Origin of the sequence: Halobellus inordinatus (assembly GCF_024498335.1) — an archaeon.
GTDB classification, from domain to species: domain Archaea; phylum Halobacteriota; class Halobacteria; order Halobacteriales; family Haloferacaceae; genus Haloquadratum; species Haloquadratum inordinatus.
In genome coordinates this window covers 1164468-1181566 of record NZ_CP101825.1, presented here as the reverse complement: position 1 = coordinate 1181566, position 17099 = coordinate 1164468, and the positions used below count along the sequence as shown (strand labels likewise).

17 protein-coding genes are annotated in these 17099 nt (G+C 66.0%); 7 read left to right on the top strand and 10 right to left on the bottom strand.

All coding sequences use genetic code 11. The annotated features are described in order from the left end of the window. Positions 1 to 87: 87 nt before the first annotated feature. Positions 88 to 1392 carry an Asp-tRNA(Asn)/Glu-tRNA(Gln) amidotransferase subunit GatA gene (gene gatA, locus NO362_RS06050; RefSeq protein WP_256546491.1) on the bottom strand — a complete coding sequence of 435 codons (1305 nt, stop codon included), beginning with the start codon at positions 1390 to 1392 and terminating at the stop codon, positions 88 to 90. Beyond that, entirely contained in the window at positions 1392 to 1670 is a 279-nt protein-coding gene (gene gatC / locus NO362_RS06045; RefSeq protein ID WP_121568838.1) for an Asp-tRNA(Asn)/Glu-tRNA(Gln) amidotransferase subunit GatC, read from the bottom strand. The genes gatA and gatC overlap by 1 nt, the downstream gene beginning before the upstream one ends. Positions 1671 to 1834: 164 nt before the next feature. On the opposite strand from gatC, the gene NO362_RS06040 reads away from it, so the two are divergent. Then, positions 1835 to 2314, top strand: a complete 480-nt coding sequence (locus NO362_RS06040; RefSeq protein ID WP_256546490.1) for an NUDIX hydrolase — start codon at positions 1835 to 1837, stop codon at positions 2312 to 2314. A 21-nt stretch (positions 2315 to 2335) separates the two neighbouring features. On the opposite strand, the gene NO362_RS06035 is transcribed toward NO362_RS06040, so the two are convergent. Further along, complete coding sequence (locus NO362_RS06035) at positions 2336 to 3517, bottom strand: asparagine synthase C-terminal domain-containing protein (protein ID WP_256546489.1); 1182 nt, start codon at positions 3515 to 3517, stop codon at positions 2336 to 2338. After that, positions 3518 to 4201, bottom strand: a complete 684-nt coding sequence (locus NO362_RS06030) for a PHP domain-containing protein (RefSeq protein WP_256287893.1) — start codon at positions 4199 to 4201, stop codon at positions 3518 to 3520. 142 nt (positions 4202 to 4343) lie between these two features. Here NO362_RS06030 and purL point away from each other — a divergent pair, with 142 nt between their 5' ends. Next, positions 4344 to 6473: a phosphoribosylformylglycinamidine synthase subunit PurL gene (gene purL / locus NO362_RS06025; RefSeq protein ID WP_256546488.1), complete on the top strand. Its 2130-nt coding sequence runs from the start codon at positions 4344 to 4346 to the stop codon at positions 6471 to 6473. Between the two features lie 47 nt (positions 6474 to 6520). Here the strand turns inward: purL and NO362_RS06020 are convergent, their stop codons facing one another. Next, positions 6521 to 6673: a DUF7550 family protein gene (locus NO362_RS06020; protein WP_256546487.1), complete on the bottom strand. Its 153-nt coding sequence runs from the start codon at positions 6671 to 6673 to the stop codon at positions 6521 to 6523. Between the two features lie 91 nt (positions 6674 to 6764). On the opposite strand from NO362_RS06020, the gene NO362_RS06015 reads away from it, so the two are divergent. Further along, positions 6765 to 8633 (top strand): glycoside hydrolase family 13 protein, encoded by a 1869-nt coding sequence (locus NO362_RS06015; protein WP_256546486.1) that lies wholly within the window; start codon positions 6765 to 6767, stop codon positions 8631 to 8633. A 219-nt stretch (positions 8634 to 8852) separates the two neighbouring features. After that, positions 8853 to 9665, top strand: coding sequence for an imidazole glycerol phosphate synthase subunit HisF (gene hisF, locus NO362_RS06010; RefSeq protein WP_256287890.1), 813 nt, complete (start codon positions 8853 to 8855; stop codon positions 9663 to 9665). A gap of 37 nt (positions 9666 to 9702) precedes the next feature. Here hisF and NO362_RS06005 read toward each other — a convergent pair whose 3' ends face one another. Then, positions 9703 to 9987: a DNA-directed RNA polymerase subunit L gene (locus NO362_RS06005; protein ID WP_121568846.1), complete on the bottom strand. Its 285-nt coding sequence runs from the start codon at positions 9985 to 9987 to the stop codon at positions 9703 to 9705. A 26-nt stretch (positions 9988 to 10013) separates the two neighbouring features. Further along, positions 10014 to 11030, bottom strand: coding sequence for an MBL fold metallo-hydrolase (locus tag NO362_RS06000; protein WP_256546607.1), 1017 nt, complete (start codon positions 11028 to 11030; stop codon positions 10014 to 10016). Positions 11031 to 11149: 119 nt separating this feature from the next. Here NO362_RS06000 and NO362_RS05995 point away from each other — a divergent pair, with 119 nt between their 5' ends. After that, positions 11150 to 12253, top strand: coding sequence for a J domain-containing protein (locus NO362_RS05995; RefSeq protein WP_256546485.1), 1104 nt, complete (start codon positions 11150 to 11152; stop codon positions 12251 to 12253). 401 nt (positions 12254 to 12654) lie between these two features. On the opposite strand, the gene NO362_RS05990 is transcribed toward NO362_RS05995, so the two are convergent. The 3 genes from NO362_RS05990 to NO362_RS05980 form a co-directional block, all read right to left on the bottom strand. Continuing rightward, positions 12655 to 13284 (bottom strand): uracil-DNA glycosylase family protein, encoded by a 630-nt coding sequence (locus NO362_RS05990; RefSeq protein ID WP_256546484.1) that lies wholly within the window; start codon positions 13282 to 13284, stop codon positions 12655 to 12657. Positions 13285 to 13332: 48 nt separating this feature from the next. Then, entirely contained in the window at positions 13333 to 13809 is a 477-nt protein-coding gene (locus NO362_RS05985) for a DUF5793 family protein (protein WP_121568850.1), read from the bottom strand. A gap of 498 nt (positions 13810 to 14307) precedes the next feature. Beyond that, a complete protein-coding gene (locus NO362_RS05980; protein ID WP_256546483.1) occupies positions 14308 to 15216 on the bottom strand; it encodes a serine/threonine-protein kinase RIO2 in 909 nt (302 codons plus the stop codon). Between the two features lie 138 nt (positions 15217 to 15354). Between NO362_RS05980 and NO362_RS05975 the strand changes: the two genes are divergently transcribed. Beyond that, the gene (locus tag NO362_RS05975) at positions 15355 to 16182 is read left to right on the top strand and encodes a lipoate--protein ligase family protein (RefSeq protein ID WP_256546482.1); all 828 of its coding nucleotides are present in this window, start codon (positions 15355 to 15357) and stop codon (positions 16180 to 16182) included. 79 nt (positions 16183 to 16261) lie between these two features. Continuing rightward, complete coding sequence (locus NO362_RS05970) at positions 16262 to 17092, top strand: deoxyribonuclease IV (protein ID WP_256546481.1); 831 nt, start codon at positions 16262 to 16264, stop codon at positions 17090 to 17092. The last annotated feature ends 7 nt before the right edge of the window (positions 17093 to 17099 follow it).

Genomic DNA, 17099 nt, shown 5'->3' with positions numbered 1-17099 from the left:
CTGTTTGAGGTGGATGGCCCACCGTTGAAAATATACCGTTACCTGCGCAACGCCTCCGGGATCTGTCGAGACTCCCGACTGCGGCGGTCAGTCCTCGACGGCCGACGCGGCGCGGACGATCGACTCCTCGCCGAACTTCGGTCCGATCAGTTGCAGGCCGACCGGGAGACCGTCGGCCTCGCCCGCGGGCACGGAGATGGCGGGGAGGTTCGCGAGATTGACCGGGACGGTGTTCGCGTCCATCAGATACAGTTGAAGCGGGTCGTCCAGGCTCTCGCCGAGTTCGGGCGGGAGCACGGGCATCGTCGGCGTCGCCAGCACGTCCGCCTGATCGAGGGCGTCGTCGAAGTCGCGTTTCACCCACGCCCGGGCATCCTGGGCTTTCTTGTAGTACTTGTCGTGGTAGCCCGCCGAGAGCGCGTAGGTGCCGAGCAGGATGCGTCGCTTGACCTCCTCGCCGAAGCCTTCCTCGCGGGCGCGGGCGAAGGCGTCGTTCCAGTTGCCCTCGTAGCCCCCGGGCTGGCCGTATCTGACGCCGTCGAAGCGCGCGAGGTTCGAGGACGCCTCCGACATCGCGATGACGTAGTACGCCTGCACCGCGTGTTCGAGGGAATCCAGCGAGACCTCGACCGTCTCTGCACCCTGTGCGCGGAGGTCTTCGAGGGACGCCTCGAACACCTCGACGACGCGGTCGTCCGCGCCTTCGAGGAGGTCGGTGATGACGCCGATCGTCATCCCGTCGACGTCGCCGTCGGCGGCCCCGGCGTAGTTCGAGTCAGCCGCGGGGTGTGCAGCGTCCTCACCGTCCTCGTCGAGGTCGAACCGGGTCGTCGAGTCCTTCGGATCCGGGCCGGAGATGACGTCTAAGAGCGCGGCGGTCTCCTCGACGCTGGTGCCGATCGGCCCGATCTGTTCGAGGGAGTTCGCGTAGGCGACGAGGCCGTAGCGCGAGACGAGGCCGTAGGTGGGCTTGATGCCGACGACGCCGCAGAACGCGGCGGGGTTGCGGACGGAGCCGCCCGTATCGGAGCCGAGCGCGAGGTCCGCGTCGCCGGCCGCGACGGCGGCTGCCGAACCGCCGGACGAACCGCCGGGAACGTGACCCTCGTCGACGGGGTTCTTCACCGCGCCGTAGGCCGACGTCTCGGTTGTGCCGCCCATCCCGAACTCGTCCATATTGGCCTTGCCGACGATGGTCGCGCCCGCGTCTTTCAGGCGCTCGACGACGGTCGCGTCGTAGGGCGGGACGTACGATTCGAGCATCGCCGACCCGCACGTCGTGCGGACGCCTTCGGTGCTGATGTTGTCCTTGACGGCGACGGTCGCGTCCGCGAGCGGGCCGTCGTCGGCCCCCTCGATCGTCTCCTCGGTGATGAACGCGTTCTGGCTCATTATGACACCCGCGGGCCTTTGAAGAAGCCGTCTTCGGTCTCTGCAGCGTTCTGCAGTGCCTCCTCCTGATCGAGGCTCGCTTCGACCTCGTCGGGTCGCATCACGTTCACGAGGTCGGCTTCGCTCTCGACTTCGGGCACCTCGTCGAGGGCCTCGAAGTACTCGAGGATCTCCGCGAACTGCGTCGTGAACGCGTCGACTTCGTCGTCGTCGAGATCGACACGCGCTAGCTCCGCGACGTGTTCGACCTCCTCGGCGTCGACGGGCGTCTCGCTCATATCCGTGAGGAACCGTGGCCTGGGAGTAAGGGTTTCGGTGCGCTCTGGCGTGCCGCCGGAGGCGGCGACGGCCCGACAGGCGAGCAGTAAGCGGCACACTGAGCCCCGGACAGCCTCGCCTACGGGATAGTAAGAGACTCCCGTGGGGCCGCGAACGGATCAGTATGGAGACGACGCGTCATTTCACTGCGACGGTCTACATCGTCGAGAGCGGAGCGGTCGCGCTGCATCGGCACGGGCGCCTCGGCATCCGGATCCCGCCCGGCGGCCACGTCGACCGCGACGAACTGCCGCACGAGGCCGGGCTGCGCGAGGTCCGCGAGGAGACGGGCCTCGACGCCGAGTTGCTCGACGGGACCGACGCCGTCGACGCGCCCGCGGGCCGCAAACTCCCGCGGCCGCGCCACCAGATGCTCTACGACATCAACGTCCACGACGACGGGACGATCGGCCACCAGCACATCGACCACGTCTACTTCGCGCGTGTGAACTCCCGCGAGATCGACCCGAACGGCGACGACGAGGCCGACGCGGCGGTCTGGAACTGGTACGACGAACAGGATCTCCGCGAAAGCGAAATCGACCCCGACACGGTGCAGTTCTCCCTGGAAGCGATCGAGGCCGCCGAGCGCGCCGAAGAATAGCGGTCCGCCGACGCGACCCGGTTACGACTCGGAGTCGGGCGGCGTGACGGGACCGTCGCTCACGAGCGCCCGGACGTAGCGCTCGACGTGATCGTCCATCCGGCGCTTGTAGCCCGCACGGCGGGCCAGCCGGTCGAGTTCGCGCGAGACGTACGTCCCGTACTGGACGGCCTTCTTGTCTGCGGTCCGGACCGAGTCGGGGACGACGCCGCGCGCCACCTCCCGAAGCGCGACCTTCCGTCGGTCGCCATCCACGAGGAGGTGGCCGGGGAGGTCGAGCGCGGCCGCGACGACGTCGTCGTGAAGCAGCGGCGCGACGGGTTCGATCCCGGCGGCGCGGACCGCGAGGACGTCGCGCTCGGCCTGATCGGGGAGCGTCCCGAGGAGTTCGTGCCGCGCGCCCCGGACAGTGTCGGCTGCGACGCGGGGGTCGTCGGGGGCCTTTTCGACCTTCGCGTAGCCGCCGAACAGTTCGTCTGCCCCCTGGCCGAGTGCGAGACGATCGAAGCCGTCGGCGGCCGCGCGCTCGGCGACGAGAAAGAGCGGGAGCGCAATCGAGAGGTCCATCGGGTTCGTGCGGCCGAGAACGTCGACGAGGGCCAGTACGGCCTCGCGGATATCGTCGTGTGTGAGTTCAACGACGCGGAGATCCCGGTCCATCTCGGCAGCCGCCGCGCGCGCGGCAGCGACGTCGTGGCAGCCCTCGAAGCCGGCGACGTAACACGGCGCGTCGGGAACGCCCGTAGCGACGACGGCGGAGTCGACGCCGCCGGAGAACGCGACGGCGACGTCGCCCGTGGAGTCGTCGCCACCGAGCGCCCGCGTTCGAGCGAGCACGGCGTCGCGGACCGCGGCCAGCGCCGCGTCGTCGTCCTCAGTCGGATCGGGGTCCGGAAGCGTCCAGCGGCGGTCGGAGGCGTCGGAGTCTGGTCGTTCCCCGACCGGAACGACCGTTCCGGCCGGCACCGAAACCGGTGCTGGAAGTTCGCGCGGGTCGAACGCCCACGCCGAGGCGTCGTCGGCGTCGACGAAAAGCGGACGGCGTCCGAGGACGTCACGGACGAGATTGCCGTCGATCTCGCCCGCGAAGCCCCCGGTTCCCGGGAGCGGCTCCCGCGTCTCGGTCGCGTCACGAACCACTTCGAGAGCGGCACCGTCGAGCGGGGCGTCCGCGCCGGACGTCGCCGTCTCCTCGGACGACATCTACACCAGATCCGAGACGGTACGCTTGATTCGGCGCTTGATGCCGCCGCCGAACTGCCTGAAGGAGATGCGCCAGGGCGTCCGACTGCCGACGACGCTCGTCTCACCGGCGACGATCGCGTCGAGGATTCCCTCGACCGAGCGGTCGTCCGTCCCGACCTGCGTGACGGCCTGGCCGACCATCTCGCTGATGTGGGCGTCGCTGCCGGCGGTCATCGGCAGTCCGCGAGCGGTCGCAAAGCGCTTTGCCTTGCGGTTGGCCCAGCCGGTGAACAGCCGGGAGTTGTACACCTCGATGGCGTCGGCGTCGGCGAGCTGGTCCCGGCTGATATGGGCTGCGACGCCGTGCCGTGAGGACTGAAACGGGTGCGGGACGACGGCGACGCCGCCCTGTTCGTGGATGCGGTCGAGCGTCTCGTCGTAGGAGAGCCCCGCCGGTACGAGTTCGTCGATGCCGAACGCGAGGATGTGGCCCGCAGCCGACGTCACCTCCATCGCCGGGATTCCGACGAGGCCGTACTCCGGTGCCAGCGCCGCGGCTTCCAGGCTCGCGTCGATCTCGTCGTGATCCGTCACTGCGAGCGCGTCGAGGCCGACCGCCTCCGCCTGCGCTAAGAGCAGTTCGACCGGGTCGCGGCCGTCGTACGACAGCGACGAGTGCGCGTGCAGCTCGACCGATAGCACGGGTGAGCATAGAAACCCAGGTTAAAAAAGCGACCCGGTCCACGCCTCGCGGTGCGTCACCACGCCACTATCTCACGCCGATGAAATGCACGTCCGTGCATACAGAAAAGCATTAATCGCGCCTACTTGAACAGGGAAGTGAATGAGCCTGCCGGACTCTGATCGCGAACTCGTTACGGCCGAACTCGGGCGCGACCCCACCCAGACGGAGGCCGCGCTGTTCGAGAATCTCTGGAGCGAACACTGCGCGTATCGCTCGTCTCGACCCCTCCTCTCTGCGTTCTCTTCGGACGGAGAGCAGGTCGTCGTCGGTCCCGGGGACGACGCTGCCGTCGTCCGTCTGCCCGACAACGATGGCGACGCCGACGAGGAGACGTACATCACGATGGGCATCGAGAGCCACAACCACCCGTCGTACGTCGATCCCTACGACGGCGCGGCGACGGGCGTCGGCGGCATCGTCCGCGACACGCTCTCGATGGGCGCGTATCCGATCGCGCTCGCCGACAGCCTCTACTTCGGCGGCTTCGACCGCGAGCACACTCGCTACCTCCTCGACGGCGTCGTCGAGGGCATCTCCGACTACGGCAACGCGATCGGCGTGCCGACGGTCGCAGGAAGCGTGGAGTTCCACGACGACTACGAGGGCAACCCGCTTGTCAACGTCGCTTGCGTCGGACTGCTCGACGAAGAGCGCCTCGTGACCGCCGAGGCTCAGCAGCCCGGTAACAAACTCGTCCTCGTCGGCAACGCGACCGGACGCGACGGCCTCGGCGGCGCGTCCTTCGCCAGCGAAGACCTCGCCGAAGACGCCGAGACGGAGGACCGCCCCGCCGTGCAGGTGGGCGACCCCTACTCGGAGAAACTCCTCATCGAGGCGAACGAGGACCTCATCGACGGCGACCTCGTTCAGTCGGCGCGGGACCTCGGCGCGGCCGGCCTCGGCGGCGCGTCCTCGGAACTCGTCGCGAAGGGCGGCCTCGGTGCACGGATCGAACTGGAGCGCGTCCACCAGCGCGAACCGAATATGAATCCGCTGGAGATCGTCCTCGCGGAGTCCCAAGAGCGGATGTGCTACGAGGTCCGTCCCGAGGACGTCGACGACGTCGCCGCGATCGCCGAGAAGTACGACCTCGGCTGCTCGGTCATCGGCGAGGTGACCGACGGCAACTACGTCTGCACGTTCGAGGGCGAAACGGTCGTCGACGTGCCGGCGGAGTTCCTCGCCGACGGCGCACCGATGAACGACCTCGACACCGTCGAACCCGAGCAACCGCAGCGCGATCGACCGGATATCGATCTCGCGTCCGCATTCGAAGCGGTCGTCAGCGCGCCCAACACGGCCTCGAAACGGTGGGTTTACCGCCAGTACGATCACGAGGTCGGCGCGCGGACCGCGCTCCGCCCCGGCGACGACGCCGCGGTGATGGCGATCCGCGAAGCGGGGACTGGCCTCGCGATCTCCTCGGGCGCGGTGCCCGCGTGGACGGACTGCGCGCCGTACGACGGGGCCCGCGCTGTCGCCCTGGAGAACGCGACGAACCTCGCGGCGAAGGGCGCAACGCCGCTGGCTGCGGTCGACTGCCTGAACGGCGGCAACCCCGAGAAACCGGACGTGTACGGCCGATTCACGGCGATCGTCGACGGCCTCGCCGATATGTGTCGGGACCTCTCGGTTCCGGTCGTCGGGGGGAACGTCTCGCTGTACAACGACTCGGTCGCGGGGCCGATTCCCCCGACGCCGACGCTCGCGATGGTCGGCGCAAAGGCGGGCTACGACGCGCCGGAAGCCGCGCTCGACGGCGCGGGGACCCTACTCCTCGTCGGCGAGGGCAGCGACGCGCTCGGTGGGTCGGAGCTACTCGCGCAAGTCGGTGGCTCCGATCAGTTCCCGACGCTGCCCGCGAACGCCAGCGACGTCGTCTCGACGCTCGCTGAAGTCGCGGACGACGACGCGACACTCGCGGTACACGACGTGAGCAACGGCGGGCTCGCAGTCACGCTCGCGGAGATGGTCACCGAAGACATCGGCGCCGACGTCGCTGTCGACGATCTCGTCACGCTCTTCGAGGAGACGCCCGGCCGTGCGGTCGTCGAGACGACCGACCCCGACGCCGTCGAAGCCGCATTCGAGGACGTCGCGCCGGTTCGGACGCTGGGCGAGGCGACGCCGGACGGAACGCTCTCGCTTTCGGTCGGCGGCGACAACCTGGCGGTCGAGGCCGCGGAAATCGCGTCACTTCGCGACGTGCTCGAAGCGGAACTCGACTGACGCAGCGCGAAAACAGCGGTTCTTTTCGTCGCTCGAACGCGGCGCGATTAGACGAACAGCGGGACGCCGAAAACGATGGCGAGGCCGACGACGAGCACCACGAGGCCCGTCGTGACCTGACTCATTCCGAACTCCTGCATCGGCGAGGTGACGCGTCCGTCCTCGTCTGCATCGTCGTGATGGTCGTCGTGGTCTGTCATACCTACGGTGTGGACTGTCGTGTATAAAATCCTCCCGGAATAGCCGCTCAACCGGGCGACAGTATAACTTATCGGGGCGTCTCGCGGGCGTATGGACCGCGAACAGCCCGACGAGTCGACGTCGAGATCATCGGGAACAGTGGATGGCACGCACGGCTCCGAGCCCGGTTCAGAAGAGAGTGAGAAACGAGACGAAACGGAGACGCTACCGAACGGAGAGGTTCGACGGTGGTGGAAGGAAGCAGTCGTCTATCAGATCTACCCACGGTCGTTCAACGACACGAACGGCGACGGGATCGGTGACATCCCGGGCATTATCTCGAAGGTCGAGTACCTCGACGACCTCGGCGTCGACGTCGTCTGGCTCAATCCGGTCTACGAGTCGCCGAACGCGGACAACGGTTACGACGTCTCGGATTACCGCACGATTATGGACGAGTTCGGAACGATGGCCGACTGGGAAGCACTCCTCGCAGAGCTCCACAGTCGCGACATCCGGCTCGTGATGGACCTCGTCGCGAATCACACCTCAGACGAGCACGAGTGGTTCCAGCGCTCACGGCGATCCAAAGACAGCGAGTGCCGCGAGTGGTACTTCTGGCGCGAGGGACACGACGCCGAGGCGGTGTCGTGGAGTGCCAGCGACGGGCCACCCGATGAAGCCCCGCCGAACGACTGGCAGTCGTTCTTCGGCGGCCCCGCGTGGACCTACGACGAGGCGACCGGCGAGTGGTATCTCCACCTGTTCGACGAGAAGCAACCCGACCTCAACTGGGAGACGGAAGCAGTTCGCGAGGCAGTGTTCGAGACGATGGAGTGGTGGCTCGAGAAGGGGATCGACGGGTTCCGGATGGACGTCATCAACCTCGTCTCGAAGCCGCCGGGACTGCCCTCCACGGATCCCGAACGCGGCATCGACACGGTCGATCGAGTCACACAGGGGCCACGCGTCCACGAGTACCTCCAGGAGATGCGCGAGAAGGTGCTCTCGCCGGACCTTCTCACCGTCGGCGAGATGACTGGCTGGCAGATGCCAATGGAGCACGCGCGTCAGTACGTCGGCCAGGGGCCTGACCGCGACGGGCTCTCGATGCTGTTTCACTTCGAACATATGCGTCTCGGACGTGGGGAGCGGCTCTGGGAGACGCGCGAGTGGAGCCTCACCGATTTGAAGGCCGTCTTCGATCGGTGGCAGTCCGGGCTCGCAGACGAAGGATGGAACGCGCTGTACTTCAGCAATCACGACCAGCCGCGGACGGTCTCGCGGTTCGGCGACGACGGCGAGTTCCGGCGAGAATCGGCGACGCTGCTCGCGACGCTGCTTCACACGCTCCGGGGAACTCCCTACATCTACCAGGGCCAAGAGCTCGGGATGACGAACGTCCCGTTCGAGTCGCTATCGGAGTTTCGCGACGTCGAGACTCGCAATCCGGTCCGACGAGCGATAGAACGCGGTGAAATCGAGTCTTTCGAGGCGGTTGCAGACGAAATCCGGGCGAACAGCCGAGACAACGCACGGACGCCGATGCAGTGGTCCGACGACGCCTACGCCGGATTCACCGATGCCGACGCCGAGCCGTGGATCAAGGTGAACCCGAACTACGAGGAGATCAACGTCGCCGCACAGCGCGAGGACCCGCAGTCGGTCTGGCACTACTACCGGCGACTGATCGCACTCAGAGACGAACACGACGTGATGACGTACGGCGACTACGACCCGCTCTTGCAGGATCACGAGTCCGTCTGGGCGTACACTCGGACGCTCGGCGACGTCACGTGGTTCGTCGTGCTCAACGTCTCCGGGACAGCGACGACCGTCGAAGCGCCGATAGAGGTCACAGAAGACGCTGACCCGGGCGTACTGATCGCAAACTACCCCGAGGAGGCGCGTGCGCACGAGGAGCTACCCGGCGGAACGTTGGAGTTGCGTCCGTGGGAAGCCCGCGTCTACGACCTATAGCTGCGAGTGCAGGGCGAACAGGCGACACGGGAGCGTCGCGGCGCGGTGTGTCGCACATCCGCGTGTCGCGCCGCGGCCGGGGTCAAGTCACGGCGAGGCTGGCCCCGGCATCGTATATAAAATCGGGGGCGCGTTCGCCGCCGTTTCACGACCGCGACGTCCGGACCCGCCCGTAGCCGAAACCATCAAGCGGGTGATCCGCGAACCATCCCGTAACGAATGCTCACGAAGCGGATCATCCCCTGCATCGACGTCGACCTCGACGACGACGGGAACCCGGCGGTCTACACCGGCGTCAACTTCGAGGACCTGAAGTACACGGGCGACCCCGTCGAGATGGCCAAGCGATACAACGAAGCGGGCGCCGACGAGTTCGTCTTCCTCGACATCACCGCCTCGGCGAAGGGCCGCGAGACGATGCTCGACACCGTCTCGCAGGTCGCCGACGAGGTGTTCATCCCGCTCACGGTCGGCGGCGGGATCCGCACCCGCGAGGACATCAAAGAGACGCTCCGTGCGGGCGCGGACAAAGTCTCGATCAACACTGCGGCGCTGGAGAACCCTGATCTGATCGACGAGGGCGCGCGGGCCTTCGGTTCGCAGTGCATCGTCATCTCCGTCGACGCGAAGCGGCGCTTCGACGAGAGCGGCGAGCACTACGTCGAGATCGACGGCGAGTCCTGCTGGTTCGAGTGCACGGTGAAAGGCGGTCGCGAAGGCACCGGCGTCGACGTCGTCGAGTGGGCCAGCGAGGCCGAATCCCGCGGTGCGGGCGAGTTGTTCGTCAACTCCATCGACGCCGACGGGACGAAAGACGGCTACGACATCCCGCTGACGAAGGCCGTCTGTGATACCGTCTCGACGCCCGTGATCGCCTCCTCGGGCTGTGGCAGCCCCGAGGATATGTACGAAGTGTTCACCGAGGCGGACGCCGACGCCGGCCTCGCGGCGTCGATCTTCCACTTCGACGAGTACAGCATCCAGGACGTCAAAGAGTATCTCGACGAGCGCGACGTCCCGGTTCGGCTGTAGTCCGACGTCGCCCGCGCGGGCGGTCCGTCGAGTTCGATTACTGGGCGGCTTCGAACGCCGCAGAGAAGTCTTCGACCGTCGTCTGCACGTTGCGAGAGGCGTCGCCGAGCGCGTCGAGCGGATCGACGCCGGCCTCCGTCTTGATCGAGAGGATCGGTTCGGTCTGTCCGCCCGACTGCTCGGGGTTCACGTCGTAGGTCGCGGCGGCGACGCCCTCGGTCTCCAAGAGCGCGCCCTTGATCACGTTCATAAACGTGTGATCCTCGCCCGCGACCTCGATGCGGAGTTCCTCGTCCGTCTTGTCGATGACCCGCAGTTCCATACCCGCTCTTTGCCCACGGCGGCGTTTCAGTATTTCGTATTCGGGAACAGGGCCGCGACGTCGGGATCCGTCTCGACCAACCGGTATTCGGAGCCGTCGCGTTCGACGACGCCGGCGTGTTCGAGGTGATCGAGATGGGCGAACGCCTCGCCCGGACCGTGGAGGATGTGGATGTCTTCGAGTTCGCCGAACAGGTGCGCGCTGACCGTCCAGGCGTCCGCCGGCCCGTGCTCTCGAAGCGTCTCGACGACCCGACTCGTCCGTTCGAGGTGGTGCTCGCGAATGACGCGCGCGCGTCCGGACGGGTCTTCGATCGGTTCGCGGTGGCCCGGCCACGCGTAATCGAAGTCGCGGGCGATGAGTCGATCCAGACTGTCGATGTAGTGTTCGAGTGGGCGGTCCAATCGGAGGTCCGCGCCGCCGACGTTCGGCGTGTACTGGGGGAGGATCGCGTCGCCGACGAACGCCTCCGAACGTGGCTCTGAGACCGGATCCGGGCCGTCGTCCGCGTCTCGATCGAACGTGAACGCGATCTGTCCTGCGGCGTGTCCGGGGAGGTGGAACACGGTCAGTTCCCCGTCACCGGCGGCGACCTGGTCACCGTCCGTGAGCGGTTCGATGTCGGCTGGATCGCCCGCCACATCCTCGAAGGCCGACTGGACCGCGACGAGTTCCTCGCGCTTGTCTTTCGGGATTCCCCACTGCGTGAATCGTTCCTCGCGGAGCGCCCGCAGTTCGGCGAGCGCGTCGTCGTCGCCCGCGATCAGCGGGAGATCGGCTTCGTGAGCGAAGACCGTCGCACCGGACTCCGCTTGCAGTTCGCCCGCGAGGCCGGTGTGATCGGAGTGCCAGTGCGTGAGGAGAATCCGGTCGAGATCGGAGACCGACACGTCTGCAGCCGAGAGCCCGTCGAGGAGATCCGCGCGGACGTTCGCAGTCGACGCACCGACGTCGACCAGCGTGGTTACGTCTCCATCGAGCAGATAGGCGTTGTTCTCTCCCTCGAAGACGGTGTTGCCGAGCGAGATTCGGGTGACGTCCATACCCTCAGGCACCGTGCGGACGACAATGAGGGTTACCATACCACGGGTACGACGGCGGCCGTCGACTCCGACGCGTCGGTACATTCAATTCGATCGGTGTCAAACGGCGCGATCAGGGGATGGAGGACTTCTACGATCTGCTGGAGGTGTCCGAAGACGCCTCGACCGACGAGATCGATCGCGCGTGGCGACAGAAAGTTCGGACGTACCACCCGGACGTCAACGACGACACGCGGGCGAACGCGCAGTTCAAGACGCTCAAGACGGCCCACGAGGTGCTCTCAGACGAGACCAAACGAGCGGCCTACGACCGGATGGGACACGCGAAGTACGTCCGAAAACGGCTCGACGGCCTCCCGACGAAGATGGGGCCCGGGTCGGCTGGCGGGCAGCGGAGCGGCCGCGCGACCGGCACGTCGGAGAACACAGCCAGCACTGACAGGACCGCACAGTCCGACACGCAGCGTTCGTCGTCCACGAGTACGAGTCGGAGCACGAGTGGGTCGAGCCGATTCGGCCGGAAGCGGCGGGCAAACCGTGACAGCGGGCCGGAGACTGGCAATCGCACGACCCGAACGTCGACAGCCAGCGGGAGTCGATCGACTGCGTCGCGATCGCAGTCGACGACGTCCCGATCGACCGGGGGAAGGCAGTCGTCGGCGACGACCGGGCGCAGTGGCTCTCGTACCACGAGCAGTGCCAGAGAGTCGGCGGGGGCGACCGCGGACGCGACGACGTCGGCGGGGGATGCGTCGCGGAGTTTCGGAAGCCCGTTGCTGTACGGGTGGTTCGGCGTGTTGTGTGCCGCAGTGCTCTACCTCGTGGGACTGTGGCAGTACGTCGATGCGAACGTGGCGGCGGTCGCGAACTTCCGCTCGGCAGTCACCGCGGATCCGATCGGGGCGCTGACCACGGCCCAGACACTTACCGCGCCGGGGACGTTCGTGCTCAGCACGGCGACAGTCGACGTGCCACTCACGCTGCTCCTCCCGGTGGGCGTCGGCGCGCTGGCGCTCGTGCTTACGGCGGTCGTGCTCTCGTTCGGACACGGGACGGCGTATCTCTATCTGCTCGGGAGTCTCGCACCGCTGGCCGGTCTCGGCGTTGGCCCCGTCGTCACCGTTCCGGACGGTGCCGTGCTTGCCTTATTGGTCGTCCTTCCAATCGGCGCGAGCGTCGTCTTTCTCGCCGACGTCGGCCGAGTGCTGTTTGTCGGACAATAGCGCCGCTGGCAGGGTTCTGTGCTGGAAAGGAAGCGGGGCCGCATCGGGCGGACCCCTGACTGACCAAGCCACTGCGAAGAGCACCAGTCTCGCAGGTCCTTACGTGACGCGCCCGGTATCGACCACGCGCGTCGAGAGACTGTTGAACGCTTGCATTCAAAAATCACCCGGATGGTGCCAATATCCACCGCCCGACCACAGATGAGCAGACATACATATGGAAATATTCGAATTTGGTTCTGGAAAGATTAAATATGTATTCTCGCGTGAGTCATCGCCGTATGATCCGAGACTATCCGGATAAATTATTGAAAATTCTAACAGGCTGGGGATCCGGGCCTCACTAACGAGAGTAGCGTCGTCTTGGATTCGAGACGGCTGTGTCGAGGTCGGCGCCGACGTCAGCGGACCAGATACGGGTCGTTGCCCGCACTGAATCGACCGAGATCGGCCTCCCGACGGAAGTCCGTCGAACGGAGCGTATCGAGCGCTTCGACGAGTCGGTCGTGATGGGTGTCGTCCCACTTGGCGGGGTCTTTGATCGGAAGCACGAGGAAGCCGCTGCCGCGCAGTTCGGTCCCGTGGAGGGCCTCCATCTCGATGTCTGTCTTCCACGCCTGCGCGGAGTACGTTTCGAGGACGTGTGCGGTCGCGCGCGCGCCGACCGGGAGGAGGACGTGCGCCGCGATCGCGCGCAGCTCGGCGTCGAAGAAGCGTTCTAGATCGTCGTACGACGACGGTGTCGGTTCTCCGTCGTCGGGCGCACACATATGCAGGTACGAAAAGTACGTCTTCGTCGGCTCTGGTTCGGCGCCCGTCGCGGTCAGCAGTCCGGCATCGGCCAGCGCGGCCTGCAGTCGGCGGCCCGCGTCGTTGGTGAACGGAACGCCGGTATCGAGACCGCCGTGAACGCCGGGGTGGTCGCCGACGACGTGGAAATCCGCGTTGGCGTCGCCGTACCCAGGGACGAAGCGCTCACAGGGGGGTCGCATATCGAAGGGGTTGCTCGTTCTGTCGGTGACGTTCTCCACGATGGATCAGATAGCGGCGAGTCCGTTAAAATGGAACCGATTCGGCGTCTAGAGTTCGACGCCGGACGGGATCAGACTGTGAGACCTGAGGAGATTCCCGTCGGCGTCGTAGACGAGGAACGTCTGTTTCTCGTAGACGACGACGTTCTCGCCGTCGATGCTCACCTCGACTCGATATCGCCCGTCCTCGGAGTCGGCCGTGTCGCGGCCGTACTCGCGAGCGGCGCGGATGAACGTGAGAACGTCGTCCGCCGACTCGTTGAGTTCGAGGACGAAGTCGCCCGTAATTCGATTTGTCACGCTGACGACGCCAGCGGCACCTGGCTCGTCGAGCGGATCTTGCAGCCGAAACGCAACGTCCGTTTCGCTGGCGTCGAGATACGTACCGTCCGGATCGGAGAGCCGTCGCTCTAGCACGTCCTTCGGCCCGTGAAACGCGATGCGGACCAGCGGCTTCTTGGGGTCACCACCGTTCTCGACCCAGTCGATGTTTTCCACGTCCAACTCGAAGTAGTCCCGCCTCATTCCCTACATTCCGGTTAGTCGTCATCGTGTATGAACGTAACGCCCGCGTCAGACGTGGCGCCTATGTCGGACGGCGATCGACCGGAAAGACGAAACCTCGGGACCGAGCGTGCAGGACGTTTTGAATGTACTCTCGTTTCGCTAGTATGGCGTCGAGGTCGGTGGCAGTAGCTCGAGGCGCAGCCGTCGTATGATCGTCCGTCGTCGAGGTCACATCACAGCCCACATAGGAGCATTTGCCACTGATTGCGCATCCGATCGCACGACTGCGTACGATCCGATGAGTGAGGACTTGCAAATGCTACGATAGCGACTGGCCGGAAACGCTGCCGCCTACTGATGCCGACGCTGCACTGGGAATACGAAAGGCACGGAGAGGCGCAAAGCGAGCGAAACCACTCGGTAGTCCGATTTCGTATCGCAGTATCTCATTTATCGATGGAACGTGGAAAGGCCGGTTCAGCGACCAAAGCGGACCAGATCAGGAGGAAGGGGTAGTTATACCGTGTAATCTCGGGCCGTTTGGAAGTCGTCGGCAGCGACGGCGTCCCCGAGTGCGTCGGCGTCGAGGTCGGGAACGTGGCCGGGATACTTGCGGTTGAAATACGAGAGGAGGTTGTCGATGTCGCGGTCGAGGAGTTCCCGGGCGTTCTCGTGATCCGTCGGCACGGCCTGCGGCCAGTCGAAGATCGTAACGCCCGATTCGCTGACGGCGACGTTGTACTCGCTCATATCCGCGTGGACGTATCCGGTCTCGTACGCGGCGGCGACCTCCCGGAGAATCAGGTCCAAGACGCCGACGACCTGGTCGTCCGCGAGTTTCGCGCGGTCGAGTTCGACGCCCTCCAGTTTCGCCATCACGATGGCGTGACGGTTCTGGTCGATCGGACGTGGGACCGAAACCTCGGGAAAGAGCGTCTCCAGCGCCTCGTACTCGCGCTCTGAAGCTTTTCGAGCCGTGTAGAGCCACGATACGTGTTGGTTATCCGATGTGTAGTCGCGCTCGCGCATCACCTCGCGGAAGTTGGTGTAGCCCTCCCGGTGGAACTTCAGCGCCATCGGTTTGTACGACTGCACTTCGAGGACGTCGCTCTCCTTGCCGACCCCGAGGGGTGCGCCGACGCCTTCGACGGTGCCGCGCTTGGAGAACGTCCGTAGCGCGAGGGCGTCGTACCCTTCGGCAGTGAGCGTGTAGCCCTCGTATTGGATCGTCTTCCGCTCGATCAGCCCGCGGCTCGCACATCTATCCAGACGATACTCGACTTCCTCGGGCGTGAGGTTCGAGAGGTCGGGGAGTTTCTCGCGGTTCACCCACTCCGAAAAGCGCATCCCCTGCTCGACGCCGGAGAGAAGATAGAAGTCCTCGGGTTCGAGTTCGGCCATCACGCCGGCGACGTTCCGCACCATACCGACCGGAGGGTAGCGACGCGTAAAAGACTCGCGAGTCTGTATAGCGGCTGATATACGAGATATTGCTATACGAAATCCGATTTTTGGCTGCTCTCTGACGAAACCGCTTTCAGCGACCGGGCGTAGCCTCCGTGTATGACCGAGGACACGGCCGGGGCGCTCGCCGACCGGGAGTGGCGGTTCATCGGCGAGGAGGCGCGCGACGGGCCGATGCAAATGGCGCTCGACGAGGTGGCCGCAGAGACGGCCGCCGACGGCGGGCCGCGAACGGTCAGGGTCTACCGGTGGGACCCGAGCACCCTCTCGCTCGGCTACGGCCAGGACCCCGACACCGTCGACTGGGAGCACTGCGCCGACGAAGGCATCTCAGTCACCCGCCGGCAGACCGGGGGCGGAGGTATCTACCACGACCTCCACGGCGACGTCTCGTACTCGATCGTCGCGCCGAAGGCCGAACTCCCGGGCGACCTTATGGACGCCTATCACTTGCTCTGTGAACCGATCCTCGACGCGTTCGACCGTCTCGGCGTCGACGCCGACTACGTCTCCGACCCGATGCCCGAGATCTGGTCGCCCGCGTGTTACCTCCGCGAACTGCACCCCGCCCACGACATCGTCGCCGACGGGCGGAAGATCAGCGGCAACGCGCAGTACCGCCGCCGCGACGCCGTCGTCCAGCACGGTTCGCTCACGTACTCGGCCCGCGCCGCCGAGCATCTCGACGTCTTCGACGGCCACGACGTCGACCCCGGGCGGTTCCGAGAGCGCGTCGTCGGCGTCGACGAACTGGCCGACGTCTCGCGGGCCGAAACGGTCGCCGCCGTCGAAGCGGCGCTCACGACGTGGACCGACGCCACGGAGGGCGAGTGGACCGATGCAGAGCTCGAACGCGCGCGGGAGCGCGCGGACGAGAAGTACGCGAACGACGAGTGGGTCCGCCGGCGGCCGGACGACCGCTCCTGATACCGTCGGGACTATGGAAGAACCGACGGCCGCGATGCGACCCGAAGTCGCTTTACTCCCGGCCGACCAGCGATCGAGTATGCGAGTTGGCGCACACGAGTCGATCGCCGGCGGCGTCGTGAACGCCGTGGATCGACAGCTCGACGACGGTGGTAACTGCGGACAGATCTTCACGCACTCCCCCCAGGTCTGGCAGGATCCGAACATCGACGACGACGACGCCGCGGCGTTCCGCGAATCGTCGGTCGAGAACGACGTCGGCCCCTGGGTCATCCACTCGTCGTATCTCGTCAACCTCTGTACGCCCAAAGACGACCTCCGCGCGAAATCGATCGACTCGATGCAGCAGGAGGTCGACGCCGCCGCGAAACTCGACATCCCCTACGTGAACGTCCACTTGGGCGCACACACCGGCGCTGGCGAACAGCAGGGCCTCGACAACGCCGTCTCGGCGCTCGACGAACTCGACATTCCTGACGGCGTCACTGTCCTCGTCGAGTCCGACGCTGGATCGGGGACGAAGATGGGCGACGAGTTCGAACACCTCGGTTACGTCCTCGACGAGAGCACACAAGATCTCGAAATCTGTCTCGACACCGCCCACGCCTTCGCCGCGGGCTACGATCTCTCGACCTCCGGCGGCGTCGACGAGACGCTCGAAGAACTGGACGCCGAGGTCGGGATGGAGAACCTCGCGTGCGTCCACCTGAACGACTCGAAGCACGAGTGTGGGACGAACAAAGACGAGCACGCCCACATCGGCGAGGGCCTGATCGGTGAGGACGGAATGTCCGCGTTCGTCAACCACGACGCGATTCGCGACGTCCCGCTCGTCTTAGAGACGCCAAACGAGGACGGGAAGGGCTTCGCCTGGAACATCGAGCGGGTCCGCGAACTCCGAGCGGAGTAGCCGCCGG